The following is a 26,455-nucleotide window of genomic DNA, read 5'->3' as shown; positions in this document are numbered from 1 at the left end:
CTCTCCCACGAGCGGCGGAAGGGGGCGGCGGCGGACCGGGTGGCGGAAGGGGGCGGCGGTTCAGGTGGCGGGCGGGGCGGGCGATCGGCGGCCGACGGACAACAGCCGACGGCCGACCGCTGACGGATGACAGCTGACAGATTTCGAAATCTGTCAGCTGTCATCCGTCAGCGATCCTTCGTCGGCTCCTCCGTCACTCCTCCACCGCGCCCGGCCCGTCGCCGTCCAGGTGGTGGAAGCCAGGGCGAGGGTGCATCAGGAACTCGTGGTGCGAGATGTTCCAGGCGTACGCGCCCGCCATCGCGAACAGCACGCGGTCGCCCGCCCGCAGACCGTCGGCTCCCTCGGCGGCGCGGGCGAGGACGTCCTTCGGGGTGCAGAGCTGCCCGGCCAGGGTGGCACGGCCGGTGGTGACGGCCGGGCGCGGCCACGGGTGCGGCCAGGCGTCCACCGGGAGGACGGCGAAGGGCTGGGAGTGCCCCCGGGTCGCGGGCGTGCGCAGGTGGTGGGTGCCGCCGCGGACCACCGCGAAGTCCTCGCCGCGGCTCGCCTTCACGTCCAGCACCTCGGTCGCGTACCAGCCGCAGTAGGCGGTCAGTGCCCGGCCCGGCTCGATCCGCAGCGTCAGCCCGGGGTGGGCGTCGAGCAGCTTGGCCAGGCCCTCGCCGAAGGCCGTCCAGTCGAAGCGGGCGGACGGGTCCGCGTAGTCCACGGCCATCCCGCCGCCGATGTTGACCTCCGTCAGCGGGGAGCCGTGCCGCTCGGCCAGCGCGGCCGACCAACCGACGATCTGCGCCGCGACCGACAGCTGCTCCGCTGCCGCGAGCCCGCTGGCCAGGTGGGCGTGCACGCCGCGCAGCCGCAGCTGTCGCCCCAGCGGGCCGTCCCCGGTGAGCAGTCGGGCGCACTCCTCGGCCCGGTCCGGGTCCAGGCCGAACGGCGTCGGACGTCCGCCCATCGCGAGCGGCACAGCGTCGAGTGCCTCCGTCTCGACCGCCGGGTTGACCCGCAGCAGCACGTCCACGACCGTGCCCGGTCGGTCCGCGAGGACGGCGGCCAGCCGATGCAGCTCCTGTTCGCTCTCGACGTGCCAGCGGTGCACCCCGGCCTCCACCGCCGAGGTGATCTCGGCCGGGGTCTTGCCCGGGCCGCCGAAGGCCAGCGGTGCGCCCGGCACGGCGGCCCGGACGTGGGCCAATTCCCCACCGCTGGACACCTCGTAGCCGTCCACCGATTCGCGCAGCGCGATCAGCAGCGGTGCCTCCGGGTTGGCCTTGGCGGCGTAGTACAGCTCGACCCGCTCGGGCAGCGCGGCCCGGACGGCCGCGGCGTGCTCCCGCAGTGCCGCCAAGTCGTAGACGTAGGCGGGCAGTTCTTCGGCCGCCAGGCCGGCGCTGAAGCGGCGGACGGCCTCGGTCGGCCCGGCCGCCTCGGTCGCCCGGCAGGGCTGGGTCGCTCGGCAGGGCTGGGTCGGCCGGATGGTCTGGTTCGTCATCGGGCGGTGCTCCCGGCGGGAAGGCGGACGGACGTGTGGGTGGGCGCGTGGGCGGACGCGCGGGCCGACGTCCGGGCGGGCATGCGGGCGGCCTCGGCGAGGACGGAGCCGGCCAGCGGGGAGGGCAGTCGGACGTAGCCCGCCTCGCGGTCGGCCTTGCGCTCCCAGCGGGTCAGCAGGTTCGCCTTGGCGGGCAGCGGGACACCGGCGAGCAGCGCGCGCAGCCGGGGCGGGCAGCCGTGTGCGGCGGCGTACTCCTCCAGGCTGTCCCGGACGGCCTGCCAGAGCGCGCACTCCAGGTCGGGGTGGCGGTCGGCGAGCGCGGCGAGCAGTTCGGCGACGTGGTTGACCAGCAGGCAGTAGACCACCCGGTCCCAGCCGCGCTCCGCGTCGTAGGTCATCGGGCCGGCCACCTCGGGCGGCAGCGCGGCGAGGACGTCCCCGTTCTGCTCGGGGACGAGCTTGGTGCCCTCCAGGTCGCGGAAGAGCACCTGGACGGGGTGCCCGGTGGGGTCCACGCCGATCAGCACGTTCTGCAGGTGCGGTTCGAGCACCACGCCGTGCTCGAAGTAGGCGGCCAGGACCGGCGGGACGAGCAGCCGCAGGTAGTCGCGCCACCAGCCGAGCGCCGCCGCGCCGTCCGAACCGCCCGCCGGCAGCCGGGAGACGTGCGCGGAGCTGGTCGGGTGCTCGTCGGCGACGGCGGCGGCCAGCAGCGGGGTGACGCCCGGCCGGAGCACACCGCCGAAGCCCTCCCGGACGATCAGGCCGAAGCCCTCGTACAGTGCCCGGTCGGCGTGGCCGTCGGCGCCGGGCAGCGCGAGGGTGCGGAAGGCCGGTTCGCGCAGCATGGCCGAGTCGGGGAAGCGCCGGGCGAGGTCGGCCAGGGCCGGGGCGAGCAGCCGGGTGAGGGCGACGGCTCCGGTGAGCTCGTAAGCGGCGTTCTTGCGCAGGCAGTTGGTGATGCGGACGTTCAGGCTGAACTTGAGGAAGGCGTCGGCGCCGTGCAGGGTGCGCACCGAGGCGGTGGCGGTGAAGCGTTCGCCGCGCGGACCCAGGTCGAGGACGTCGCCACGGGCCAGGGCGGCGCGCAACAGCGGGTGGTCACCGATGAGTTGGTACTGCCAGGGGTGGGCGGGCAGCAGCCGGTAGCCGTCCGGTACCTCGCCGAGCCCGTCCAGCAGGGCGGTCGTGCTCCCGTCCAGCGACTCCTCGGCCAGCAGGTCGGCCCGGACGGCGAGGTGGTGCAGCGGGAAGGCGGCACGGGACTCGGGGGCGTAGCTGCGCCAGTCGCCGCGGGCGGCGGAGCGGGACTTGGGGGCCGGGTGGAAGCGGTGGCCGAACAGCAGCGCCTGCTCGGACTCCAGGTAGCGGTCGGTTCCGGCGGCCGGTCGGCCCGCCAGGCCCTCGCGGACGCCGTGGTGACTGGAGGCGACCTGGTCGAGGAACTCCTCGTTCACCGTGCCGGTGCGCAGCTCCAGTTCGTGTCGGACGTGCTCGGCCAGTTCCCGCCAGTCCAACTCGGCCCAGCCGCCGTCGCGTTCGGCCTCGACCGGGCCGGTGAAGCGATGCGCGCCGAGCAGCGAGGTGCGGCGCAGCGCGACCCGCAGCAGCACGCCGCGGCGCGGCAGGCGCAGCAGCAGGCGGCCCTCGTCGGCGGCGGTCTGGTGCTCGGGCGCGGAGACCTCGCGCAACAGGCAGTTCAGCAGGGTGTGGACCACCGCCTCGTCGGCGGTGGGCAGTTCGTCGGTGCCGCAGGTTCGGCTTCCGAGCTCGAAGGGCCGGCCGTCGGTGCCGCGGGGGTCGTCGGTCCTGGGCGAGTGGGGGGACTGCTCGGGGGTCATCGGCGACTCCAGCGCTGGCGGAGGGACGGGAGGGTGAGGGTGGTGGCTGCGACGGCGGCCAGCAGGGCGGCGGCGGTTCCGGCCACCACGGGGGCGGCGGCGCCGAACCGCCCGTTGGCCAGCGCGGCGACGGCGCCGGCGGCGACGGCGCCACCCTTGGAGACCAGTTCGAGGGTGCCGAACATCCGCCCGGGCGGGCGCCCTTGGGCGGCGCCGGCGGCGAGCACGGCGAGGCAGACCAGCCCCAGCGTGAGCCCGGCCCCGAGCAGCAGCCGGACGGCGACGAACACGGGCAGCGAGTACGCCACCGCGTGCCCGACCAGGCCGAGCGCGACGAAGCCGAAGCCGAGCGCGATGCCGGCGTGCGGGCGGGAGTGGAACACGGTGTGGGTGCGGGCGGCGAACACCAGGTAGCACAGGTGCGGCAGGGCGAACAGCACCCCGGTGGTGGTGCCGTCCACGCCGGGCAGGCGCTGTTCGGCGAGGGCGATCAGGTACGGGAAGGAGATCACCGTCGCGAAGACGAAGGTGAACTCGAAGGCGTAGAGCGGCATTAGGGACACCGTGGCGGTCCGCTCGACGGGCCGGCCGCCGGTCGCCGGGACGGTCTCGGGGCGCTCCGGCTCGGGCAGCAGCGAGAGGAACACCGCCGCGGCGAGCGGGAGCACGGCCATCACCAGGTACTGGCGGTGCGGGTCGATCCACGGGGAGAGCGCCCCGACCAGGATCGGCGCGGCCACCAGCGCGGCCCGCGCGCTGCCCTGCATCAGGGTGAGGGCGCGGGAGAGCCGGGGGCCGTCGAGGGCGGCGGCCAGGTAGCCGTTGGTCGCGGCGAAGGTGCCGCCGAGGAAGCCCTGGAGGACCAGTGCGAGGGTGAACGTGGTCAGGCTGTCGGCGGCTCCGGCCAGCAGGAAGGAGACGGTGAGCCCCAGTTGTGCGCGCAGCAGCAGCCGCTTGCGGCCGAAGCGGTCGGCCAGTCGGCCCCACAGCGGCGCGCCGAGGGCGCTGAACACCGTCGGGACGATGTACAGCACACCGGCCCAGCGGGCCTGCGGGTCGCCGAGCGAGGGCAGGATCGCGGTCAGGTAGGGCGGCAGGCCGAGCGCGGCGAAGGAGGCGACGAAGTAACAGGCCGCGACGGCGTGCACCTGGCGCCGGCCGAGCCCGCCGGAGCGGTCGGCCGAGGGCTGCGACTGCGGCGGCAGGGTCTCCACGGTCACCGGACGGCCTCGTCCGTGCGTCGCCGGCTGTTCGGAAGTCCGTCCTGAAGTCCGTCCTCGTGAAGACCGACCGGGTGGTCGTGCGGGTGGTTGTGTGGGTGGTCATCCGAATCGCCGTCCGGAACGATGCCGCCCGGCCGGTCGTGCGGGGGCTCTCCGGCCTGTTCGCGCAGATAGTTGGGCCCGCTGGTGTAGTGCTTGTTGATGTCGGCGGCGCCCGAACGCTGCTTGCTGAGCAGTGTCCCGGCCGTGACCATGGCCTTGACCGGCAGTCGCTCGGCGTCCAGCAGCGCGGCCCGCAGCGGTGCGCCCGCCGGCCCGATCCGCTCCACGGCCTCGGCCGTACGCTTGCGCAACAGAGCCAGGGTTTCCGAGAGTTCGGCCCGGCCGTGGTCGGCGAGACCGAAGGCGAGGGCGCCGGTGCACAGGTGGCCGGTGATGGTGGCGAACAGGTCAGTGAGCGCCCGGTCGTCCTCGCCGAATATCCGTGCGTCGTCGAACTCCTCCCGGGCGGGCGCGAGTTCGCCCAGCGATGCGGTCATCCGGGCGGTGTGCACGCGCGGGCCGTCGTCGTCCTTGTAGAGCAGCCGCAGGCCGTCCCGGTCGATCACCAGCGAGGTGTTCTGCTGGTGCGACTCCAGGGCGACACCGTGGCCGAACAGTGTGGCCTGCCAGTCCAGCAGCAGCTCCAACAGGGCGTCGTAGCAGGCGAGGACGTCACCTCGGTAGTAGCGGTCGGCGAGGTGGTCCAGGACGAGGCGGCCGCCGGGTGCGGGGGCCAGCAGGGCGGCCAACGGGACGGTGACGGCCTGCTCCAGCCCGGTCGGGTAGCGGCGCAGCAGCACGGCCAGCAGCTCGTGTCCGGCATGCGCCCAGGACTGCTCGTCGGCGTGCAGGATACGGCCGGCGAAGCGCGGCTCGCGCGCCAGTACGGCCTCGACCAGCCGTTGGCCGGCGGCGCCGTCGAGCAGTGTGCCGGGCTTGATGGTGCGGCGGTTGAGGCGCCCCAGGGTCGCGGTGGCGAGCGGGAGCTTGAGGTGGCACGAGGGGTCGTCGACGACGGCGACGGTGCGCATGGACAGGGTCGGGACGACGGTCAGGTACGGCCGTTCGGCGAGCACCGCGCGGCCGGTCAGGCCGGTGGCGGCCAGCGCCTCGTCCAGGGGTTCGCCGACGGTGAGCGGGTGGACCGGCAGGGTGGCCCAGCCCTCGCCGGGGCACCGGTCGCCGAGGCCGAGCCAGGCCGGGGTGGGCCACCAGCTCGGCAGCGGCTGCCCGCCGTGGACGGTCAGCGCCTCGGCCGGCACGGCCAGCCAGCGCAGCTCGAAGGGGGAATGGAACTCGGGGGCGTACAAACGAAGTTGTGGCTCGGTGAGGCCGGAGCGGCCGCGCGCGGTGGGGTAGACGGGGTGGTCGAGGTAGGCGGCCAGGGTGTCGTGGCCGAGGGCGGCGGCGGGGCCGGTCCAGTCGGCCGGGTCCTCGCCGTACAGGTCGACGAGCCGGTCGTGCACCTCGGGGCGGACCCGCTCGTGCAACTCCATGGTGGCGAGGGTCTGCCGGCACTCCTCGGCGAAGGCCGCCCAGCCGGGCCGGTCCTCGGCCTCGGCCGACTCGGCGAGCGCCGCCACGACGGCTTCCGGGCCGGTGATCCGCCGACCGGCCGGCTCCAGCAGTGGCAGCCGGGCCGCGTACTCGCACTGGAAGCCCTCCGGTCGTACGGGCAGGGCCAGTCGAAGCCCGGGGACGGTCAGCCAGTGGCCGTCGGTACGCTCCTCGACGCGGCCGAGGGTGCGCAGGCCGAGGACGTCCTCACGCAGCAGGGCGGAGAGCACGCGCAGGGTGAGCTGCTCGGCCGCGGTCCAGCGCTGTGCGGCACCGGTCGACGCCTGTCCGGCGGTCATGGGGTGATCTCCCAGCGGTTGGCGGCGAGGAAGCGGGCGGCGGCTGCGTCCACCGCGTCCTGGTCGGCGCCGATCGCCCAGACGACGCCCAGGTAGTCGCGGTTGGTGCGGTAGTGCTCGTGGCGCTCGCCGAGCGGGCGCAGGGGCCGGTAGGCGAGCCGGACGCCGTCGCGCTCCTCGTCGTACGGGCCGGGCGCGGCGGTGAGGACGCCGGCGCGGTCGGCGCAGACCACCTCGTTGCGGGCCCGGCGCGGGGTGGCGGCGCACCGCTCGGTGAGGTCGGCGGGCAGGTCGCGGCCCAGGTGGACGCCGAGGACGAGTTCGAACAGGGGGATGTCGAGGACCTCGGCCAGCATCAGGTCGCACTGGTCGCCGATGGCGCGGTAGTTGACCTCGATGATGCGGGCCCGGCCGTCCGGCTGGAGCACGAACTCGGTGTGGCAGGCGCCGAAACCGACGCCGAGCGCGTCGAGTTGGGCGATGACCTGGTCGACCACCGGCTGCGGGTGGGCCGGGACGAAGGTGAGCACCTCCTCGATGAAGTCCGGCGGCGGGGAGAGCCGGGTACGGAACCCGCCGAGGACGTGCCGTCGCCGGCCGTCGCCGAGGGTCTCCAGGGTGCACAGCTGCCCGGCCAGGAACTCCTCGACCACCAGGGTGGCGCCGGCTCTGCGGAGTCGGATCTCCTCGCAGCGCTTGGCGAGTTCGGCGGCGTCGGTGACCAGGGTGACGTCCTCGCTGGCCACGCCCTCGCGGGGCTTGACCACGCAGGGGAACGGCACGTCCAGCTCGGCCGGGTCCTGGCCGGGGGCCAGCTCGGCGGACCGGACGGTGTCCAGGCCGGTCAGCGTGAGGTGGCGGCGCAACTGGCCCTTGTCCTTGGCTCGCAAAGTAGCCTTCCAGTCCTTGGCCGGGAGGCCGAAGTACTCGGCGGCCAGCGCGGTCTGGGTCTGGAGGTGGTCGCTGTTGCTGAACACCGCGTCGGGCGCGTGCTCCGGGTCGGCCAGGGCGCGGCGGGAGACGAGGCTGATGACGGCGCGGAAGTCGCGGACGTCGCACTCCAGGACCTCGGGTGCGGGGAACGGGAGCTCGGCGTAGGCCCGACGGTGGGCTTCGGCGCCGTCGGTCAGGACGGTGACGTCGAGCCCGAGCCGGGCGGCGGCGGGCAGGAAGCCGGAGGTGACGGAGTCGGTGGGGTTGAGCGCGAGCAGGTAGAGCCGCATGGAGGGTCCTCGGGGGCTGGCGGAAGCGGGAGGGGCGAACAGATGACAGCTGACAACTTTCGAAATCTGTTATCTGAAACCCGTCATCTGAAATCTGTCGTCTGTCATCGCTCGTCCGACGGCTGTCATCTGTTCGCCCGGGCTGTCGACGGTTACTTCGGCGCGTCCACGCCCGCGGCCTTGGCGATGTCGACGAGCATCGCGTCGGCGGCCTGGACGCCGATGCCGGACATCCAGGTCTCGTCCGGGACGTTGAACACCTTGTTGTTCTTGACAGCGTTCAGGCCCTGCCAGACCGGGGTCTGCTGGACCTCGCTCTCCTTGGTCTTGCTCGGGTCGTCGGCGGTGGTGACGAACACCAGGTCGGCGTCGGCCTGGCTGATCTGCTCGGCGCTGACCTCGACGATGTTCTGCTCCACGTCCTGCGAGGCCGGACGGGCCAGGCCGACGTCCTTGAGCACCACGCCGCTGTAGGAGGCCTTGGCGTACAGGCGGGTCGGGCCGGCCACGAAGCGGACCACCGAAGCCGTCGGCATCGTCCCGTTGTTCTTCGCCTTGATCTCCTCGCCGAGCTTCTTCGCCCGCGCCTCGTAGTCGGCCAGCGCCTTCTTCGCGTCGTCCTCCCGGCCGAGCGCCTGGGCGTACAGCGCGAGGTTCTCCTTCCACGGGAAGCCCGTGGTCTCGGCCAGCACGGTCGGGGCGATCGCGTTCAGCTGGTCGTACACCTTGGCGTGGCGGACCTTCGAGGAGAGGATCAGGTCGGGCTTGAGGGAGGCGATCAGCTCCAGGTTCGGCTCGTTCATCGGGCCGACGTCCGTGGTGTCCTTGATCTTGTCCTTGAGGTAGTTCGGGAACCCGCCCTCGGTCTTCATGTGCGGGGACACCGCGCCGACCGGCGTGATGCCGAGCAGCGTGACGTCGTCCAGCTCGCCGCTGTCCAGCACCACGACGCGCTTGGGCTGGCTCTTGATCTGGGCCGTTCCGGCGGCGTGCTTGACGCTGCGCGGGAACCCGGCGGCGGTCGCGGCCGAGGCGGAGGACGCGGACGACGCGGAGTCGCCGCCCGACTTGGTGCCGTCCCCGTTGCTGCCGCAGGCGGCGAGCAGGGTGGTCGAGAGGGCGACGGCGAGGACGGCGACGGGGAGTCGGCGGTTCATCGGGGTTCCTTGGATCGGTTCGGGCGGTCGGCCCGAACAGGGGGACGGGGAGGGGGGATGGGAAGGGGGAGTTCGGCAGGGCGGAGGTCACGAGGCGGAGCTCAGGAGCCCGGGTTCAGGAGGCGGACGCGGTGGCGCCGCCGCGTCCGCGCGCCCGCGGCACGACCAGCGGAGTCCCGGTCTCCGGGTCGGGCACGACCCGGCACGGCACCTGGAAGACGGCTTCCACCAGTTCCGCCGTCAGCACCTCCGACGGCGGACCGGCGGCGGCGAGCCGCCCGTCCTTGAGCACCACCAGGTGGTCGGCGTACCGGGCGGCCTGCCCGAGGTCGTGCAGCACCATCACGACGGTGCGCCCGGCCTGGGCGTGCAGGTCGGCGACCAGGTCGAGGACGTCCAGCTGGTGACGCAGGTCCAGGAAGGTGGTCGGCTCGTCCAGTAGCAGCAGGTCGGTCTCCTGGGCGAGCGCCAGCGCGATCCAGACCCGCTGGCGCTGCCCGCCGGAGAGCCGGTCCACCTGACGGTCGCGCAGCTCGGCGGTGCCGGTGCGCTCCAGCGCCTCCTCGACCGCCGCCTGGTCCGCCTTGGACCACGGGCTGAGCATCCGCTGGTGCGGGTAGCGCCCGAGCCGCACCAGCGCCTCGACGGTGACGGCCTCCGGGGTGACGGGCTGCTGCGGCAGCAGGCCCATCCGCTTGGCGAGCGCCCGGGCGGGCATCCGGTGAATGTCGGCGCCGTCCAGGGTGACCGTCCCGGCGGCCGGGTCGAGCAGCCGGACCAGCCCGCGCAGCAGCGTCGACTTGCCGCAGGCGTTCGGCCCGACGATCGCGGTGACGGCGTTGCCGGGCAGTTCGAGGTCGAGCCCGTCCACGATGGTCCGGTCGCCGTAGCGCAGGCCGAGGCTCCGGGTGGCGAGCCGGTTCGCGGCGGCACCGGGGGCATCACCGGCGGCAGCACCGGCACCGACGGCGGCGCCGGCGGCAGCACCGGCACCGACGGCCGCACCGGTAGCCGCACGTGCGGCCTGACCCGTCCCGGCAGTCGTCTCGACGGAGGTCATCAGCTGCTCCTCTGGGGAAGCCGGCCCTGGCGGATCATCAGCACCAGGAGCCAGGGCGCGCCGAGGGTGGCGGTGACGGCACCCACCGGCAGGCCGTGGACGGGGATCACGTGCAGCACGAGGAGGTCGGCGGAGAGCAGCAGCACGGCGCCGGTGAGCGCGGTGAGGCCGAGCGTGCCGAGGGTGGGCGGCCCGGCGAGCAGCCGGACCAGGTGCGGGACGGCGAGCGCGACGAAGGCGACCGGCCCGGTGAGCGCGGCGGCCAGTGAGGCCAGGGTGATGGTGAGCAGCAGCAGCCAGAGCCGGTCCCGGGCCGGGTTGAGGCCGAGGCCGCCGGCCGAGTCGTCGCCGAGGTCGAGCACCGCGACCCGCCGCTGGCAGAGCAGCAGGGCGAGGGTGGTCAGCGCGATCGCGGTGCCGCCGATCCACACCTCGGCCCAGTTGCGGCCGTAGAGCGAGCCGGTGGTCCACTGGAGAGCGGAGGAGGCCAGCTCGGCCGGGAACCGTACGATCATCAGGTTCACGGCGGCCGCCAGGCCCTGCTGGACCGCCAGGCCGACCAGCACCAGCCGGGTGACGGCCATCTTGGAGCGCCAGGCGAAGCCGCCGAGCAACAGCGCCGCGAGCAGACCGCCGCCGACCGCGGCCAGCGGGATCAGCTGCTGGGAGGCGCCGGTGGCGAGCATCAGCACGGCGCCGAAGGACGCGCCGCCGGTGATGCCGATGGTGTCGGGTGCGGCGAGCGGGTTGCGGAACAGCCGCTGGAGCATCGAGCCGGCCACCGCCAGCCCGGCGCCCGCGATCAGTGCCGAGACCACCCGGGGCGCGCGGAACTGCTGCACCACCAGGACGTTCCCGGGCTCGCCCTGCCCGACCAGCGCGCGCAGCGCGTCCCAGGCGGGGATGCCGACCTGGCCGGTGCCGAGCGCGATCCCGGTCAGCAGCACCAGCAGGGCGGCGGCCACCAGCGACCAGGCGGCGGTACGGGCGCGGCGGCGGGCGAGGCCCCGGACGGGCAGCGCGATCGCGCTCACTTGGCCACCTTCCGGGCCAGCACCGCGAGCAGCGGCGCGCCGAGGAAGGCGGTCACGATGCCGACCTCGATCTCGGACGGCCGTACCACCAGCCGGCCGAGCACGTCGGCGCCGAGCAGCAGCAGCGGACCGGTGATCAGACAGCCGGGCAGCAGCCAGCGGTGGTCGTTGCCGAGCAGCGGACGGACCAGGTGCGGTGCGGCCAGCCCGATGAACGCGACCGGTCCGGCCACGGCGACGGCGCTGCCCGCGAGCAGGACCACGGCCAGCCCGCCGGCCAGCCGGATCCGGGCCACCGGCACGCCCAGGGCCTGCGCAGTCTCGTCGCCGAGCGCCAGCGCGTTGAGCGCGGGAGCGATGGCGAGGGCGCCGACCAGACCGAGCGCGAGGAAGGGCAGGACGGGGGCGAGGGTGTCAAGGTGCCGGCCGGCGATCGAGCCGGCCAACCAGAACCGGGCCTCGTCCAGGGTGCGGTGACTGGCCAGCATCAGCGCGGAGGTCCAGGAGGTGAGCACCATGGTGAGCACGGTGCCGCCGAGCGCCAACCGGACCGGGTCCAGGTCCCCGCCGCGCCGGGACATCGCGTACGCGCCGACGGCGGCGACGGCGGCACCGGCGAAGGCGAACCAGACGTACTCGACCGGGCGGGCGAGGTCCAGCGCGTAGATCGCGGCGACCACGAAGAGGCTCGCGCCGGCGTTGATGCCGAGGGTGACCGGGGAGGCCAGCGGGTTGCGGGTGACGCCCTGGGCGACCGCCCCGGCGACGCCGAGCGCGGCCCCGACCGCCAGCCCGACGAGGGTGCGCGGGACCCGAAGGCCCGTCACCACATCGGCGTCACCGCCGTGGGCGGCACCGGTGAGGGCGTCGACCACGGTGGAGAGCGGAATGGAGCGGGAGCCCAGAGCGAGGCTCAGGGCGGCACACAGCACGAGCGCGCACACGCCGGCGAGCAGCAGCAGGGGCTGCCGGATCGCCGGAGAACGAGGCGTCGCCGGGGCTGTGGAGGCCGGCGGGTCGGTTCTCAGCACGAAGCAATATCTTAGGTTAGCTTTACCTAAATTCGTCAAGCTTCGGTTGGCTCGACCGTGAAGCGTTGTAAGGTGAGCCTCACCTTAATCGATCATGCAGAATCGATCACGGGAGTGCCAATGGTTCCCGGAACACCCATGCCCGTCGCGCCCGTTGCGTCCGTCGCGTCCGCGGCGTCCGTCGCATCCTCGGTGCCCGTCGCATCCTCGGTGCCCGCTGCGTCCTCGGTGCCCGCCGCGTCCTCGGCGCTCGTCGCCGACTACCGGCGGCTGCTGGAGCTCTGCCCGGTGCTCGAACTGCGCCTGCTCGACGCCGCAGAGCCTGACCCGCGCGCCGCCGACGGCTGGTACTCCGGAGCCGAACTCATCACCGACGAACCGGCGTTGGCCGCCGTCCTGGCCGGCACTGAGGCCCGCATCGCCGACGAGCACGGCCGCGCCCCGCGACCGCACGTCACCGCCTCCCGGCTGCTCCACCACTACGCCTGGTCGGTCTGCCTGCTGATCGCCGGGCCCTGGCACCTCGCCCGCCGGGTCCCCGTCGTCGAGGCCGCCGACCTCTGGCTGCACGCCCCCACCGGTGCGCTCGCCCTGCGCCCGCGCGGGCACGTCACCCTCCCCGGCGACGACGAACTGCGCGCCGAACTGCGGGCCGCCGTGGTCGCGCACCTCGAACCGGTGCTCGCCGCGTTCGCCGGGCCCACCCGGCGCCGCGACCGCGCGCTCTGGGGCATGGTGACGGACGACCTGGCCTCCGCCCTCTGGTACCTCGGCCGGATGCTCGGCGAGGAGGACGCCTCCGTCGCCGCCGCCGAGGCCGTCCTGCCCGGCGGCACCCTGCCGCTCCCCGGTGGCGCCGACTTCCGCCGCCTGCACACCCCCGACGGGCGCGCCCACCACACCCGAACCCGGCTCGGCTGCTGCCTCTACTACGCCGTCGGTCCCGCCGCGGCCGCCTGCCTGACCTGCCCGCGGACCTCCGACGAGGAACGGCTGGGCCGCCTCTGACGGGCCGTCCACAGCACTGCCGGACGGGCCCGTTCGCTGTCAGTGGCATCGGCTATGGTCACTCGCATGATCGATTCCACGACGCGGGTACGGATCGCCCGCCCCTCGCGCGACCTCGCGGCGGCCGAGCGCTTCTACGTCGGCGGCCTCGGCCTCGACGTGCAGTGGCGCAGCACCGAGCGGGTGCCCGGCAAGCACGACCTGCTGATGGTTGGTCCGTCCGGCGGCAGCTGGCACTTCGAGCTGACCCACGACCCGGAACGGCCGCTGGAGCCCACTCCGACGGTGGAGGACCTGTTCGTCGTCTACCTCGGCGCCCCGGTGGACGAGGCCCTGGTCGCCAGGCTGGAGGAGGCCGGTGGCACCCGGGTCGAGTCCCACAACCCGTACTGGGAGGAGTACGGCGTGACGATGGCCGACCCGGACGGCTACCGGTTGGTGCTCTGCTCCCGCACCTGGGAGTCCTGAGCCCCCTTCTCCCCGGGCGTCCGCCCGCCGGCGCCGTCGGGCAGCACCGCCACGCCCCGGTCCAGGTCCACGCCGAAGTGCGGCGGCGCTCCGGCCTGCGCGTCGTCCCGCAGCACGAGCCGCTCGTGCTTCTGCTCGATCTGCACCTGCTTGCCCGGGCTGAACAGCGCGTGCAGCTCCTCCAGCCCGCCGACACCCAGCCCCGTCCCCGGCCCGCGCTGACGCGGCCGTGACGAGGCCTCGTCCTGGACCTGCCACGCCGCCAGCAGGACCAGCCCCAGCACCGCCGCGACCACCGCCGTCACACCCACGATCCACCCCATGCCCGCACAACGCCCCCGCGGGGCCCCGGCGTTCCCCGGGCACGTCCTGGCCGTGCATCGTGGTTGCGCCGGGGTGCGAAGCCACGCCGCGTGTGGGGGCCGCGCCGGGAGGGCGAGACCGCGCTGTGAGGGCGAGGCCGCGCTGTGGCGAAAAGCGCACGGGCGGGCCGCGGACCCACCGGATACGCTGCCGGACGAACCGGAAGGAGCGCCCCTCACCATGCCCGTGCGCGGAACCCTCGTGGACATCCCGACGGCGGACGGCACCGCCGACGCCTACCTCACCCACCCCGACGACGGTCGGGCCCACCCCGGCGTCATCCTCTACATGGACGCCTTCGGGCTCCGGCCGCACCTGGAGGCCATGGCCGACCGGCTGGCCGACGCCGGGTACACCGTGCTCGTCCCCAACGCCTACTACCGCAACGGCCGCTCGCCGGTCGTCGAACTGCCGGAACTCATAGACCTGGACCAGGCCGACGAACTCTTCGGCCGGCTCGTCCCGTTGCTCGACACGCTCACCCCGGAGGCGACCGCCCGCGACGCGGACGCGTACCTGCGCTGGCTCGCCGAGTCCCCGCTGGTCCAGGACGGCCCGGTCGGCCTGACCGGCTACTGCCGCGGCGCCCTGCTGGCGCTGCGCACGGCCGCCAGCCACCCGGACCGGATCGCCGTCGCGGCCGGGTTCCACGGCGGCAGCCTCGCCACCGACCTCCCGGACAGCCCGCACCTGGGTGCCGATCGGATCACCGCAGAACTGTACTTCGGCCACGCGGACGACGACCCCGCGCTGCCGCCCGAGCAGATCGACCGGCTCGCCGAGGCCCTCACCGCCGCCGGCGTCCGGTACAAGGCCGAGGTCTACGCAGGCGCCCCGCACGGCTACACCCAGGCCGACACCACCCGCTACGACGCGGTGGCCGCCGAACGGCACTGGGATGCGCTGCTCGGCCTGCTGAAGCGGGTCCTGCCGGCCTGAGGCCCGATTTCGACCCGGCCGACCCGGCCGACCCGGCCGATCCGGCCGACCCGTCGGCACATGGCCAGCAGCGCCGTCCGGGGAAACGCACGGCACCGTTCACGGCGCCGGTCACGCCATCCAGTCCGACCGGCCGCGGGCCGTCGCCGCGGCCGGTCGGAAGGTCGCGGACTGTGCTCGGTACTTCCTCGCCGACTGACAAGCGATGCTCAATTCCTCTTCAGGACTGCGCGACTGAGTCCTCGACATCCTCTGGCACACTGTGTGCCGACGACCCGCGGGGGCGGGGTCATGACACGGGGGAGCAGGGGTATGAGCGGCGCGGGCACCGTGCTCGGTGGGCGGTACGAGCTGGTCGAGAAGATCGGCGGCGGTGCGATGGGATCGGTCTGGGAGGCCGAGGACACCGTGCTGGCGCGGCGGGTCGCGGTCAAGATCCTGCGCTCGGAACTGCTGGAGGACGAGACCTCGGCCCAGCGCTTCCGCCGCGAGGCCCAGCTCGTTGCCGCGGTCGACCACCCCGGCGTGGTGGGCGTCCACGACTACGGCGAGAGCGGCGGGGACGGCGAGGAGCGCTGCGCCTACATCGTCATGGAGCTGATCGACGGCCGTCCGCTGGACCGGGTGCTCAAGGACACCGGCCCGATGGGCGTCGAGCGCGTCCTCGACCTGGTGGCCGGCGCGCTGGACGCGCTGCACGCCGCGCACCGGCGGGAGATCGTGCACCGGGACATCAAGCCGTCCAACCTGATGGTGCGCGCCGACGGACGGGTGGCCATCACCGACTTCGGCATCGCCCGGGCGCTCGCCAGTACCAAGCTCACCGCCCCGTTCGCGATCATCGGCACCGCGCTCTACATGTCCCCGGAGCAGGCCGAGGGCGCGGACCTCGGGCCGGCCACCGACCTCTACTCGATCGGTGTCGTCTGCTACGAACTGCTGGTCGGCCGGCCGCCGTACTCCGGTGACGGGCCGCTCCAGATCGCGCTGAAGCACGTCAACCAGCCGGTGCCGAAACTGCCGGACACCTTCCCGGTGTCGGTGCGGGCACTGGTCGCCAGGGCGCTCGCCAAGAAGCCCGAGGAGCGGTACGCGGATGCCGCCGCGATGGCGTCGGCGGCCCGTGCGGCCCGTGCGGCGCTCGCGGGGGAGGGTGGCGCCGCAGGCGCGCGGGTGCCCGGGAAGGCCGGCGCGGCCGACAGCGGGACCATCCCGCTGCGGCCCGGTGCCGGCGAAGGGGCTGCGGGCGGTGCCCGTGCCGCGGACCCGGCCGAGCGGGTCACGGCGGATCGACCCGAGGACCGGGCAGCGGAGCCGGCCGGGGGCGATGCCGCGGTGGACCTGGCGAAGGGCGGCACCCCGGCGCCGGACGAGGTCGCGAAGGTGGGGCCGCAGGCGCCCACCGAACCCGGCCGACGGCGCCCGCGGCGCACCCTTCTGGTGCCCGTCGTCATCCCCGTCGTCATCTCGATGGGCACGGCGACCGTCCTGCTGATCGACCGCGGTGCCGGCGGCTCCGATGCAGCCCTGCCGCCAGGCGCGCAGCCGACCGTGGTGGTCACCGCCCCCGCGAACCCGGGCGGCGCCACGCCGGCGACCGCGCCCGCGACCACGACCGCGCCCGCCGCCCCGGCACCGACCGACACCCCGGCGGCCACCCCGGGGTCCGACCAGCCGGTGCCCGGCGCCGCCCAGGGCCAGCCGCAGCTCCCGGCCGCCCAGGTCCCGGCCGCCGGTCAGGGCGGCAGCGGCGGCCCGGGTGGCTCCGGCGGCAACCGGGCCGGCGGTACGGGAACGGCCGCGGGCGGGGCGTCGGCGGGTCAGGCGAACCAGCCCGCCGGTGGCAACCCGGCCAACCCGCCCGCCAACCAGAACCCGCAGCCCCCGGCCCAGACCAACGGTGGCGGCGCCACCGGCGCCCCGCAGAGCCCGAGCCGGCCCGCCTCCTGTGGCGGAAACAGCTGGGGCACCATCGTCAGCGTGAAGGACGGCCGTGCGATCGGCATGCGCGACGACAACCTGAACGGCGACAACCCGATCGTGGTCGGAGGTCACGCGCAGTACGGCTGGGTGCGTTCGACCAACCCCGGCTCGTGGATCCTCTTCAACGCCTGCAACAACGGAGGCCCGCTGATGGTCCAGACGATGGACGGGAAGGTCGTCCTGAACAGCGGATTCAGCTTCCTCACCAACTGGACGGTTCGCACCGGGAGTTCGGCTGGCTCGTACACGCTCGGCGACTACCAGAACCAGAGCTGTATGACCAACAACGGCCCCGGCAGCGCGGTCACCATGGTCGCCTGCACCCCTGGAAACACCGCCCAGGAGTGGCGGCTCCAGTGACGGCCCAGGCCGCGCGGACCCGGGTTCAGGCCCGGCCACAGGCCCGGGCGCAGGTACGGGCCGATGCGCGCCGATAGCAGGAACTCGCCAGGTGGGCAAGGGGGTTCGGGTGGCGGGACCTCGCCACCAGGGTGTCAAGGGACCGTATGGAATCTTCTACACACATGTAAAAGTCGATCGACGGTCGGCCGGGCGCACGAGTCACCCCGGCGTTCGGCGGGTGAGTGCCCGTAGGTGCAGGCGGTCGGCCGTCGCACGGGTCGAGACCCGCGGTGGGATGTGGTGAATCGCCCTGGTATGCCCGTCGATTGGACGCCCTTTACCCAATGGCGGGACCTGGCCAATCGCTGAACCAGACCTGTCAATTCATCTGCTGGATTGTCATGCTTCTGGTCATCCCCCGGCGGTAGCCCCACCCCCACCCCTCGGTGGCGAGCCGCTCGACTGCACGGGGTTCCCGCACGTCAGTGCCCGTCCCGCCCCACAGGTGCCGACCCGGCCCCCCGGGACGCGGTGCGACCGCGCCCAGACGCGGTTTCCCGGAAGGACTCGTACGTGAAGCGTAAGCTCGCGGCCGTCGCCGTACTCTCGGCCACGGCCCTGTTGACCGGTGTGATCCAGGTGAGCACCGCCGCCCAGGCCGCTCCCACCCCCTCGCTGCAGGCCCAGGCCGCCCAGCAGCACGCGACCGTGCTCAAGCTGGCGGCCGGTCAGGCCGGCCCGCTGGCCAAGGCGCTCAAGCTCGGCGACAAGGAGCAACTGGTCGCCAGGGACGCCGTGCTGGACAAGAACGGCACCCGCCACCTGCGCTTCGAGCGCACCTACGCCGGCCTGCCGGTGATCGGCGGCGACCTCGTCGTGCACCAGAAGGCCGACGGCTCGGTGAAGTCGGTCGACAAGGCGGTCGCGGCACGGATCGCGCTGCCGAACCTGACCCCGAAGCTCTCCGCCGACCAGGCCGTCACGCAGGTCACGGCGGCGGTCAGGGCCACCGTCGGGGTGACCACCGACGCCGACGAGTCGCCGCTCACCGAGGTCCACCAGGCCGGCCGGGCCGAGCTGATGGTCTGGGCCACCGACGGCAACCCCCGCCTGGCGTACCGCACCACCGTCGAGGGCCTGCGCGCCGACGGCACCCCGAGCCGTCAGATCCTGGTCACCGATGCCACCGACGGCCGCACCCTCGCCGGCCACGAGACCGTCCAGACCGCGGCCGGCACCGGCAACGGCGTCTTCGTCGGCCAGGTCCCGCTGACCACCGCCCAGAGCGGCTCGGAGTACCAGCTGAAGGACGACAGCCGTGGCGGCCAGTCCACCAGCGACCTCAAGAACGGCACCGACGGAACCGGCTCGCTGTTCGCCAACACCAGCAACAGCTTCGGCGACGGAACCGTCAACAACCGCGAATCCGCCGCCGTGGACGCCCAGTTCGGGGCCGCCACCACCTGGGACTTCTACAAGAGCACCTTCGGCCGCAGCGGCATCCGCAACGACGGCGTCGGCGCCCTGAGCCGGGTGCACTACGGCTCCAGCTACGTCAACGCCTTCTGGGACGACAGCTGCTTCTGCATGTCGTACGGCGACGGCAGCAACGACACCGCACCGCTCACCGAGATCGACGTGGCCGGCCACGAGATGAGCCACGGCGTCACCGCGGCGACCGCCAACCTCAACTACGCGGGCGAGTCCGGCGGCCTCAACGAGGCCACCTCGGACATCATGGGCACGATGGTCGAGTGGTACGCCAACCTGCCCTCCAACCCGCCGAACTACTGGATCGGCGAGCTGATCAACCTGCGCGGCGACGGCAGCCCGCTGCGCTACATGGACCAGCCGAGCAAGGACGGCGGCTCGGCGGACTACTGGGACGCGAACGTCGGCAACCTGGACGTGCACTACTCGTCCGGGGTGGCGAACCACTTCTTCTACCTGCTGTCCGAGGGCAGCGGCGCGAAGACGATCAACGGGTTCAGCTACAACAGCCCGACGTACGACAACTCCACGCTCGCGGGCATCGGCCGCGACAAGGCCGCGCAGATCTGGTACCGCGCGCTGACCACGTACTTCACCTCCACCACCGACTACGCGGGCGCCCGTGCGGGCACCCTCAGCGCGGCGGCCGACCTGTACGGCTCGGGCAGTGCGGAGTACAACGCGGTCGCCGCCACGTGGACGGCGGTCAACGTCAACTGATCCGGACCGAGGTCAAGGTCCGGGCCTGAACCGATCGGGCCCGGCCCGGGACAGTGTCGAGGCCCCGCCGGGCCGTGGGTGCCGGCCGGCGGGGGAGTACGGCGGGGGCGACGGTGAGCGGACCACCGTCGCCCCCGCTGTGTGACGCCTGACGATACGTCAATTTTCCTTCTCGTGCAGCTTTCGTGGTGACTCGCGGCATGACGGGTGGCGGGCGGCGGAGAGCGGGGCGTGACGTAGCACCTCTGCCGGGCTCCCGTACACCCAGAAAACTCGACCATCGCGGTGGTAGTGGACAACTACCGCGGGTGGCAGTGCACTTGGTTCCGGGAACGGGCCCGAGGTCCGTAACGTCCCCGACATGACGCTACTGACGCGAACCCCGACGAGCGCCGTCCGGCGGCGCGGCCTGCTGGTCTACCTGGTGCTCGCCTACGCCGGGATGTGGGCGGCGATGGCACCGCTGCTCGCCGACGGGTACCGGCGGGCCGACGCCCGGGAAGAGACCGGTGCCCTGGAGCAACTCTGCATCGGGGCCGCCATGCTGGCCCCGGCGCTGGCGGCGCTGCTCGTGGTCCGCTTCGTCGAACGCGGCGGCGGAGTGCGGGAGGCGCTCGCGCTGCGCCTGCCCCGGCCGCGGTGGCGCGCGGTCCGGGCCTGCCTGCTGCCGCTCGGGGTGCTCGGCGGGCTGACGGCCGCGGCGCTGGTGCTCGGCGCCCTGGCGGGCAGCTACCCCTTCGCCGGCTTCGGCTCGCTGGATCCGGGGCGGGTCGTTGCGTGGGCGGCCCGGGGGTTGATCGGATTGGTGCTGTCGCTGCCGCTGTTCTTCGGTGAGGAGATCGGCTGGCAGGGCTTCCTCTTCCCCCGGCTGCTGCGACGCGGTGACGGTAGTGGTGGCGGAGGCGGCGGTGCAGGGGTGCTGGTGCGGGCGTACCTGCTCACCGGGACGGCCTTCGCGCTCTGGCACCTGCCGACGCTGCTGATGGGTGGCCAGTACCCGGGAAGGCCCTGGTACCTGGCGGTGCCCGCGCTGACGGTGAGCTGTGTGCTCGTCGTGCCGGTCTTCACCTGGCTGAGGCTGCGCTCGGGGTCGGTCGTCCCGGCGGTGGTGGCGCACGCCTTCGCGAGCAGCATGAGCGTGTCGATGGTCCGGGAGTTCGCGGACCCCGACGCCGAGCTGGACCCGCTCACCATGTCGTTGGCGGGCTGGCCCGGCTGGATCGTCCTCGGCGGGTTCGTGGCCTTCCTTGCGAGTACCGGGCGGTTGGCGCCGGCGGGCGGTCGGTGACAGATGACGGAGTTCAGATGACAGATGATGAACTCCGTCAGCTGACGGCTGACATCTGAAATCCGGCACCGTCACCCGGCACCCGTCACCCGGCACCCGTCACCCGACCGTCGGCACCAGGTCCCTGCGGATCTCGTCCAGGATCAGCCCGGCCCCGGTGTAGCCGATGCCGAGCATCCACAAACCGTCGTCCACCCGGAACACCCGCCCGCTCCTCACGGCGTCCAGGTTCTTCCAGAGCGCCCCTCCGGTGATCTTCCCCTGGTCGGACTTGGCCTCGTCCCCGTACACGGAGTAGAAGATGACGTCCGCCGCGGCCTGGTCCACCTGCTCGGGGCTGATCTCCATCGAGAAGCCGGTCTTGTCCTGGTTGGCGGGCCGGCCGAGCCCGAGGTCCTTGAGCAGGGAGCCGACGAAGGTGTCGTTCAGGTAGAGCCTGGTCGGCGCGCCCGCCAGGAAGCGGGCCATCTCGACCCGGGTGGCCGCCGCCCTGGCCGGCCCGCCGAGCGCGGTGACCAGGTCCCGGAGCTTCGCCCGGAACGCCGCGTCCGCCGCGTCGGCCTCGGCCGTCCGACCCAGCGCCTCGGCGTGCAGCCGGACGTTCTCCTTCCAGGTCGGCCCGGTGGTCCGGGTGAGCACCGTCGGCGCGATCTTCGACAGTTCGTCGTACCGCCTGTCGTCGCGGACCTGGTTGCTCAGGATGAGGTCCGGCCGCAGTGCGGCGATCGTCTCCAGGCTGGGCTGGCCGATGGCCCCGACGGGCTTCGTACCTGCCAGCCGTTCGGCGGGCAGGTAGGCGGGGAAGGCGGCACCCGCCGCGACGGTGGTGGTGCCGACCGGGGCGAGCCCGAGGGTGACCACCGAGTCCAGCGCGTCGCTGTCCAGGGCCACCACCCGGCTCGCCCGCGCCGGTACGGTGCTCTCGCCGCGCGCGTGCCGGACCGTCCGGGGCCCGCCGGTGCTGCCGGTGTCGCCAGCGCCGCCGGTCCCGCCCGTTCCGCCAGTGCCGGAAGATCCGGACGAGCCGGAGCTCGACGCCGTGGAGCCGGCCCCGCACGCGGCGAGCACGAGCCCGGGGGCGATCCCGGCGGCAAGGCCGAGAGCGGTGCGGCGGCTGAGCGGTCGGGGCATCGGCGGCACCTCCAACGTACGGGCGGGGCGCCGGAATCCCTGCCCGGACAGTGGCCCGGTTACGCCTCGGAGCCGTTCTCCCGTCGCTGGCGCAGGAGTTCGGCGTACTCGACGTGGACCCGCCGGTCCATCGCGAGGGTGAACTGGGCGTCCGCGACGGTCCGTGCCAGCGGCCGGACCCGAAGGATGCGCTCGGTGAGCCGGGCCGCCTCGCCGCGCGGCAGCGGGGTGTCGGTGGCGAGCGCGCTGAGCAGGTGTTCGGTGACCACCTCGATGAAGATCTCGGCGATGGCGTCCACGTGCTCACGGGTGCGGCGGCTCGCCTCCAGCACCGCCGAGAGCGGCACCCCCTCCGCCACCAACTCGGTGGTGGCGTCCATCAGCCGGCGGCTGACGTGGGTGATGCCGTCCTCCTCGACGGTGATGTAGCCCTGGGCGATCGACTCGGCGGTGTTCTCCTCGGTGAGCTGGTCGCCGAAGGCCGCCTTCAGCTCCTCCCAGTCCAGCCGCACCGGCGTCTCGTCCGACCACGGTGCGACGATCGCCGCCTCCAGCCCGATCAGTCCGGCGACGTCCCGCCCGCTCTCCCCGGCGCCGATCAGCTCGGCGATGCCGCCCAAGGTGTGGCCGCGTTCGAGCAGTTCGCCGATCATCCGCAGCCGGGCCAGGTGCTCCTCGCCGTACCAGGCGATGCGGCCCTCCTTGCGGGGCGGCTGAAGCAGTTTGCGCTCGCGGTAGAAGCGCAGGGTGCGGGTGGTGATGCCGGCGGCCTCGGCCAGTTCCTCCACCCGGTACTCGCGTTTTCTGTCGCCCGCAGCAGCTCTGACCTTGTCCACGGCGATCAGCATAGGACCGTCGGCTCGGAACGATCCCCGAACCGGAGCTGTCGTGCTTCTTCCATCCGGTGTCAGCAAGGGCTACCCTGCCAACGATGCCAGTGATTGCTGGCGCGATTGGCGGGGTCCCGGAGGCGAGCCCCCGGGAGGTCCCGGGGCCGCAGACCCCCGGGAGAGCGCGACGATCACCGTCCCACCCTCAGGAGGTTGCCGCATGGCATCCAGCAGCAAGCGCCCCGGCTCCGGCGCGTCCGCAGCGATCGACACCGCCGCTGCGCAGGAGTCCGTCCCACACGTCCGGGTGGCGGTGATCGGCTCCGGCTTCGGCGGCCTCGGCGCCGCGGTCCGACTGCGCCGCGCCGGGATCACCGACTTCGTGGTCCTGGAGCGCGCGGACTCCGTCGGCGGCACCTGGCGCGACAACAGCTACCCCGGCTGTGCCTGCGACGTGCCCTCGCACCTCTACTCCTTCTCCTTCGCGCCCAACCCCGACTGGCCGCGCAGCTTCTCCGGCCAGCCGGACATCCGCGCCTACCTGGAGAAGGTCGCCACCGTCTTCGGCCTCCGACCCCACCTCCGTTTCAACGCCGATGTGCTGGAAGCCCGTTGGGAGAGCGAGCGGACCCACTGGCGGATCACCACCTCGGCCGGCCAGTGGACCGCCGACGCCATCGTCTCCGCCGCCGGACCGCTCGCCGACCCGCAGATCCCCGACCTGCCCGGGCTCAGCGGGTTCCCCGGCAAGGTGTTCCACTCCTCCCGCTGGGACCACGACTTCGACCTCACCGGCAAGCGCGTCGCGATGGTCGGCACCGGCGCCTCCGCCGCCCAGATCATCCCGTCGATCCAGCCCAAGGTAGGAAAGCTGACGGTCTTCCAGCGCACCCCGGCCTGGGTGCTGCCGCGCCGCGACCGCGAGATCACCCAGCTGGAGAGGTGGCTGCACGGCCGCCTGCCGGTCACCACCAAGATCCGCCGCGGCACCCTCTTCGCGCTCCGCGAGATCCAGGTGGACGCCTTCGTGCGCCGCCCCGGACTGCTGCGCCTGGTCCAGCGGCTCGCCGAACGCCACATCGCCCAGGGCGTCCCCGACCCGGCGCTGCGCGCCAAGCTGACCCCGGACTACCGGATCGGCTGCAAGCGCATCCTGCTCAGCAACACCTACTACCCGGCGCTCGCGGCGGCCAACACCGAGGTCGTCTCCTCCGGCCTGCGCGAACTGCGCGGCTCCACCCTGGTCGCGGCCGACGGCAGCGAGCACGAGGTGGACGCCATCGTCTTCGGCACCGGCTTCCACGTCACCGACATGCCCATCGGCGCCCGGGTGTTCGGTGCCAACGGCACCAGCCTGGCGGAGGAGTGGAAAGACGGCATGGAGGCGCTGCGCGGCTCGACCGTGAACGGCTTCCCGAACCTCTTCTTCGTCATCGGGCCCAACACCGGCCTCGGCAACAGCTCGATGATCCTGATGATCGAGTCCCAACTGAACTACATGATCGACGCGTTGGCCACGCTCGGCTCGATCGGAGCCGCCGCGATGCAGCCCACCGCGCGCGCCCAGCGGCAGTGGAACCTCGAACTCCAGCACCGGATGGACCGCACCGTGTGGACCACCGGCGGCTGCCTCAGCTGGTACCTCGACCCGAACGGCAAGAACACCGTGCTCTGGCCCGGCTCCACCACCTCGTTCCGCCGGGCCACCCGCAAGGTCGACCTCGGCGAGTACGAACTGATCATGCGCGCCGCACCGACCGCCGCCCGCACCGCCGACCAGGAGGTCTCCGCATGAGCGGCGTCCACCTCCCCGATGGGTACGAACCACCGGTTCCGGCGGAGGAGTTGAGCATCCGGTCGGCGGACGGCATCCGGCTGCACGTCGAGGTGCACGGCCGGCCCGGCGCGCCCACCGTGGTACTCGCGCACGGCTGGACCTGCTCGACCGCCTTCTGGGCCCCGGTGATCCGCCGACTGACCGACCGCTACCGGGTGGTGGCCTACGACCAGCGCGGCCACGGACGCAGCGAGATCCCGCCGAGCCGGGCCCGCTACTCGACCCGGGCACTGGCCGAGGACCTCTCCGCCGTGCTCGCGCGGACCGTTCCGGCGGGCGAGCGGGCCGTGCTGGCCGGACACAGCATGGGTGGGATGACCATCATGGCCGCCGGCGGCCGACCCGACGTCGCCGAACGCACCGCCGCGGCCGTCCTGATCTCCACCGGGCCCGGCGACCTGGTGGCCGAACTCACCGTCCTGCCACCGGCCGTACGCTCCCCGGGACTGCGGCGCCTCCTGCACCGGCAGCTGCTGCGCTCCCGGATGCCGCTCGGGCCGGTCTCGCCGGTCAGCCGGGTGGCGCTCAAGTACGCGACCATGGGGCCCGGTTCGCCCGCCGGTCAGGTCGAGGCGACGGCCCGGATCGTGCACGCCTGCCCGACCGCCGTCCGCGCCAACTGGGCCGCGGTGCTGGACCGGCTGGACGTCCACGCCGGGCTCGCCCGGCTCGCCGCGCCCACGGCGGTGGTGGTCGGCACCGCCGACCGCCTGACCCCGCCGGTGCACGCCCACCGGATCGTCGCCGAACTCCAGGACCCGCAGGGGCTGTTGCTGCTCCCCGGGGTCGGCCACATGTCGCCGCTGGAACGCCCGGACGAGGTCGCCGCCGAGATCCACCGGATGGCCTCGGCGTACCTGGCCGCCGCTTCCGCCGCCGCTTCAGTCGCTGGTGCCGTCGCTGGTGCCGAGCCCGTCGGCACCGTTCCCGCCTCCGTCGAGGAGAGGACCTCCGTCGCATGAACGCCATCCCGCCGCTGTCCGCGCAGGTCGTCGTCGTCACCGGGGCCGCGCGCGGCGTCGGCGCGTCGCTGGCCCGTAAGCTCGCCCGGCGCGGGGCCAAGGTGGCCTTGCTCGGGCTGGAGCCGGAGGAGCTGAAGGACGTCGCCGAGCGGTGCGGTCCGTCCGCCACCAGCTGGGAGGTGGACGTCACCGACCTCGAGGCGCTGGAGGACACCGCCCGCCGGATCAAGGAGCACTACGGGCGGATCGACACCGTCGTCGCCAACGCCGGGATCGCCATCGGCGGGCCGCTCGCCGACAGCGACCACAAGGCGTTCAGCCGGGTCATCGAGGTGAACCTGCTCGGCAGCGTGGCCACCGCGCGGGCCTTCCTGCCGGCGCTCGCCGAGAGCCGCGGATACCTGCTCCAGATCGCCTCGCTCGCCGCGCTGACCCCCGCGCCGCTGATGAGCGCCTACTGCGCCAGCAAGTCCGGGGTGGAGGCCTTCGCCCACTCGATCCGTGCCGAGGTGGCGTACCAGGGGATCAAGGTCGGTGTCGGGTACCTGAGTTGGACCGACACCGACATGGTGCGCGGGGCCGACCAGGACGCCGTGCTGAGGCAGATGCGATCCCGGCTGCCGTGGCCGGCGAACAAGACGTACCCGCTGGAACCCGCGGTGGAGCGGATCGTCGCCGGGATCGCCCGCCGGTCCGCCCACGTCTACGCGCAGGCCTGGCTGCGCGGGATGCAGCCGGTCCGCTGGCTGCTGCCGACCATGATCGCGGTGGTCGGCTCCCGGGACGTGGCCCGGCTCGCCCCCCAGCTCGCCGCCACCGCCGCGAGCCGCCTGCGCGCCGTCGGTGCCGGGGGCGCGGCGGACACGGAGGCCCGGGGGAGCCGGAGCGGGTCGGGCGGCTGACGGCTGACAGCCCGGCGGCCGGCGGCTGGCTGCGAACAGATGACAGCAGACGGATGACAGCAGACGGATGACAGCGAACGGATGACAGCTGACAGATTTCGAAATCTGTCAGCTGTCATCTGTCACCCGTCCCCCCTAGTGCCGCATCAGGCAACGTTCGCCCCGTCGTGACGTGTCGCCCGGTTGCCGTGCCGGGCGACGCTGGACCGTCAGAATGATCACGTGG

The 26,455-nt window shown here is 73.4% G+C and carries 21 protein-coding genes; 9 read left to right on the top strand and 12 right to left on the bottom strand.

Annotation, left to right across the window (positions count from 1 at the left end):
- Nucleotides 1-193 precede the first annotated feature (193 nt).
- The 9 genes from ACWDBB_RS24395 to ACWDBB_RS24355 form a co-directional block, all read right to left on the bottom strand.
- Nucleotides 194-1,495, bottom strand: a complete 1,302-nt coding sequence (locus ACWDBB_RS24395; protein ID WP_449791622.1) for a type III PLP-dependent enzyme — start codon at nucleotides 1,493-1,495, stop codon at nucleotides 194-196.
- Complete coding sequence (locus ACWDBB_RS24390; protein WP_449791621.1) at nucleotides 1,492-3,339, bottom strand: IucA/IucC family protein; 1,848 nt, start codon at nucleotides 3,337-3,339, stop codon at nucleotides 1,492-1,494. Before ACWDBB_RS24390 ends, ACWDBB_RS24395 begins: the two co-directional genes overlap by 4 nt.
- A complete protein-coding gene (locus ACWDBB_RS24385) occupies nucleotides 3,336-4,559 on the bottom strand; it encodes an MFS transporter (RefSeq protein ID WP_449791620.1) in 1,224 nt (407 codons plus the stop codon). The genes ACWDBB_RS24390 and ACWDBB_RS24385 overlap by 4 nt, the downstream gene beginning before the upstream one ends.
- Complete coding sequence (locus ACWDBB_RS24380; RefSeq protein WP_449791619.1) at nucleotides 4,556-6,460, bottom strand: IucA/IucC family protein; 1,905 nt, start codon at nucleotides 6,458-6,460, stop codon at nucleotides 4,556-4,558. Before ACWDBB_RS24380 ends, ACWDBB_RS24385 begins: the two co-directional genes overlap by 4 nt.
- Nucleotides 6,457-7,683 (bottom strand): ATP-grasp domain-containing protein, encoded by a 1,227-nt coding sequence (locus tag ACWDBB_RS24375; RefSeq protein ID WP_449791618.1) that lies wholly within the window; start codon nucleotides 7,681-7,683, stop codon nucleotides 6,457-6,459. The genes ACWDBB_RS24380 and ACWDBB_RS24375 overlap by 4 nt, the downstream gene beginning before the upstream one ends.
- Before the next feature lie 152 nt (nucleotides 7,684-7,835).
- Nucleotides 7,836-8,840, bottom strand: coding sequence for an ABC transporter substrate-binding protein (locus ACWDBB_RS24370; protein WP_449791617.1), 1,005 nt, complete (start codon nucleotides 8,838-8,840; stop codon nucleotides 7,836-7,838).
- 115 nt (nucleotides 8,841-8,955) lie between these two features.
- Entirely contained in the window at nucleotides 8,956-9,900 is a 945-nt protein-coding gene (locus ACWDBB_RS24365) for an ABC transporter ATP-binding protein (RefSeq protein ID WP_449791616.1), read from the bottom strand.
- On the bottom strand, nucleotides 9,900-10,934 hold the full coding sequence (locus ACWDBB_RS24360; RefSeq protein ID WP_449791615.1) for a FecCD family ABC transporter permease: 1,035 nt from the start codon (nucleotides 10,932-10,934) through the stop codon (nucleotides 9,900-9,902). The genes ACWDBB_RS24365 and ACWDBB_RS24360 overlap by 1 nt, the downstream gene beginning before the upstream one ends.
- Nucleotides 10,931-11,908 carry a FecCD family ABC transporter permease gene (locus ACWDBB_RS24355; protein WP_449791665.1) on the bottom strand — a complete coding sequence of 326 codons (978 nt, stop codon included), beginning with the start codon at nucleotides 11,906-11,908 and terminating at the stop codon, nucleotides 10,931-10,933. The genes ACWDBB_RS24360 and ACWDBB_RS24355 overlap by 4 nt, the downstream gene beginning before the upstream one ends.
- Before the next feature lie 249 nt (nucleotides 11,909-12,157).
- On the opposite strand from ACWDBB_RS24355, the gene ACWDBB_RS24350 reads away from it, so the two are divergent.
- Both ACWDBB_RS24350 and ACWDBB_RS24345 read left to right on the top strand, forming a co-directional pair.
- Nucleotides 12,158-12,973, top strand: coding sequence for a (2Fe-2S)-binding protein (locus ACWDBB_RS24350; RefSeq protein WP_449791614.1), 816 nt, complete (start codon nucleotides 12,158-12,160; stop codon nucleotides 12,971-12,973).
- Between the two features lie 66 nt (nucleotides 12,974-13,039).
- Entirely contained in the window at nucleotides 13,040-13,441 is a 402-nt protein-coding gene (locus tag ACWDBB_RS24345; protein WP_392871857.1) for a VOC family protein, read from the top strand.
- On the opposite strand, the gene ACWDBB_RS24340 is transcribed toward ACWDBB_RS24345, so the two are convergent.
- A complete protein-coding gene (locus ACWDBB_RS24340) occupies nucleotides 13,402-13,764 on the bottom strand; it encodes a DUF6191 domain-containing protein (RefSeq protein WP_392871854.1) in 363 nt (120 codons plus the stop codon). The two genes, ACWDBB_RS24345 and ACWDBB_RS24340, sit on opposite strands and share 40 nt — an antisense overlap.
- 220 nt (nucleotides 13,765-13,984) lie before the next feature.
- Here ACWDBB_RS24340 and ACWDBB_RS24335 point away from each other — a divergent pair, with 220 nt between their 5' ends.
- The 4 genes from ACWDBB_RS24335 to ACWDBB_RS24320 all read left to right on the top strand — a co-directional run bounded on the left by ACWDBB_RS24335 (nucleotide 13,985) and on the right by ACWDBB_RS24320 (nucleotide 20,567).
- Nucleotides 13,985-14,743 (top strand): dienelactone hydrolase family protein, encoded by a 759-nt coding sequence (locus ACWDBB_RS24335; RefSeq protein ID WP_449791613.1) that lies wholly within the window; start codon nucleotides 13,985-13,987, stop codon nucleotides 14,741-14,743.
- A gap of 312 nt (nucleotides 14,744-15,055) precedes the next feature.
- The gene (locus ACWDBB_RS24330) at nucleotides 15,056-17,086 is read left to right on the top strand and encodes a serine/threonine-protein kinase (RefSeq protein ID WP_449791612.1); all 2,031 of its coding nucleotides are present in this window, start codon (nucleotides 15,056-15,058) and stop codon (nucleotides 17,084-17,086) included.
- Between the two features lie 555 nt (nucleotides 17,087-17,641).
- The gene (locus ACWDBB_RS24325) at nucleotides 17,642-19,279 is read left to right on the top strand and encodes a M4 family metallopeptidase (RefSeq protein ID WP_449791611.1); all 1,638 of its coding nucleotides are present in this window, start codon (nucleotides 17,642-17,644) and stop codon (nucleotides 19,277-19,279) included.
- A 361-nt stretch (nucleotides 19,280-19,640) separates the two neighbouring features.
- Complete coding sequence (locus ACWDBB_RS24320; protein WP_449791610.1) at nucleotides 19,641-20,567, top strand: CPBP family intramembrane glutamic endopeptidase; 927 nt, start codon at nucleotides 19,641-19,643, stop codon at nucleotides 20,565-20,567.
- A 99-nt stretch (nucleotides 20,568-20,666) separates the two neighbouring features.
- Here the strand turns inward: ACWDBB_RS24320 and ACWDBB_RS24315 are convergent, their stop codons facing one another.
- Together ACWDBB_RS24315 and ACWDBB_RS24310 are read right to left on the bottom strand one after the other, a co-directional pair.
- Complete coding sequence (locus ACWDBB_RS24315) at nucleotides 20,667-21,458, bottom strand: ABC transporter substrate-binding protein (protein ID WP_449791609.1); 792 nt, start codon at nucleotides 21,456-21,458, stop codon at nucleotides 20,667-20,669.
- A 299-nt stretch (nucleotides 21,459-21,757) separates the two neighbouring features.
- Nucleotides 21,758-22,546: a MerR family transcriptional regulator gene (locus ACWDBB_RS24310; protein ID WP_392871836.1), complete on the bottom strand. Its 789-nt coding sequence runs from the start codon at nucleotides 22,544-22,546 to the stop codon at nucleotides 21,758-21,760.
- Between the two features lie 202 nt (nucleotides 22,547-22,748).
- Here ACWDBB_RS24310 and ACWDBB_RS24305 point away from each other — a divergent pair, with 202 nt between their 5' ends.
- Genes ACWDBB_RS24305 through ACWDBB_RS24295 form a run of 3 tightly spaced genes read left to right on the top strand, consistent with a single transcriptional unit; the run spans nucleotide 22,749 to nucleotide 26,229 of the window.
- Nucleotides 22,749-24,323: a flavin-containing monooxygenase gene (locus ACWDBB_RS24305; RefSeq protein ID WP_449791608.1), complete on the top strand. Its 1,575-nt coding sequence runs from the start codon at nucleotides 22,749-22,751 to the stop codon at nucleotides 24,321-24,323.
- Nucleotides 24,320-25,327, top strand: a complete 1,008-nt coding sequence (locus ACWDBB_RS24300) for an alpha/beta fold hydrolase (RefSeq protein WP_449791607.1) — start codon at nucleotides 24,320-24,322, stop codon at nucleotides 25,325-25,327. The genes ACWDBB_RS24305 and ACWDBB_RS24300 overlap by 4 nt, the downstream gene beginning before the upstream one ends.
- Nucleotides 25,324-26,229 carry an SDR family oxidoreductase gene (locus ACWDBB_RS24295; RefSeq protein ID WP_449791606.1) on the top strand — a complete coding sequence of 302 codons (906 nt, stop codon included), beginning with the start codon at nucleotides 25,324-25,326 and terminating at the stop codon, nucleotides 26,227-26,229. The genes ACWDBB_RS24300 and ACWDBB_RS24295 overlap by 4 nt, the downstream gene beginning before the upstream one ends.
- Nucleotides 26,230-26,455 lie beyond the last annotated feature (226 nt).

Source organism: Kitasatospora sp. NPDC001095, assembly GCF_053598615.1.
The sequence above is the reverse complement of the archived record's forward strand: the minus strand, read 5'-3'. Positions and strand labels throughout refer to the sequence as shown.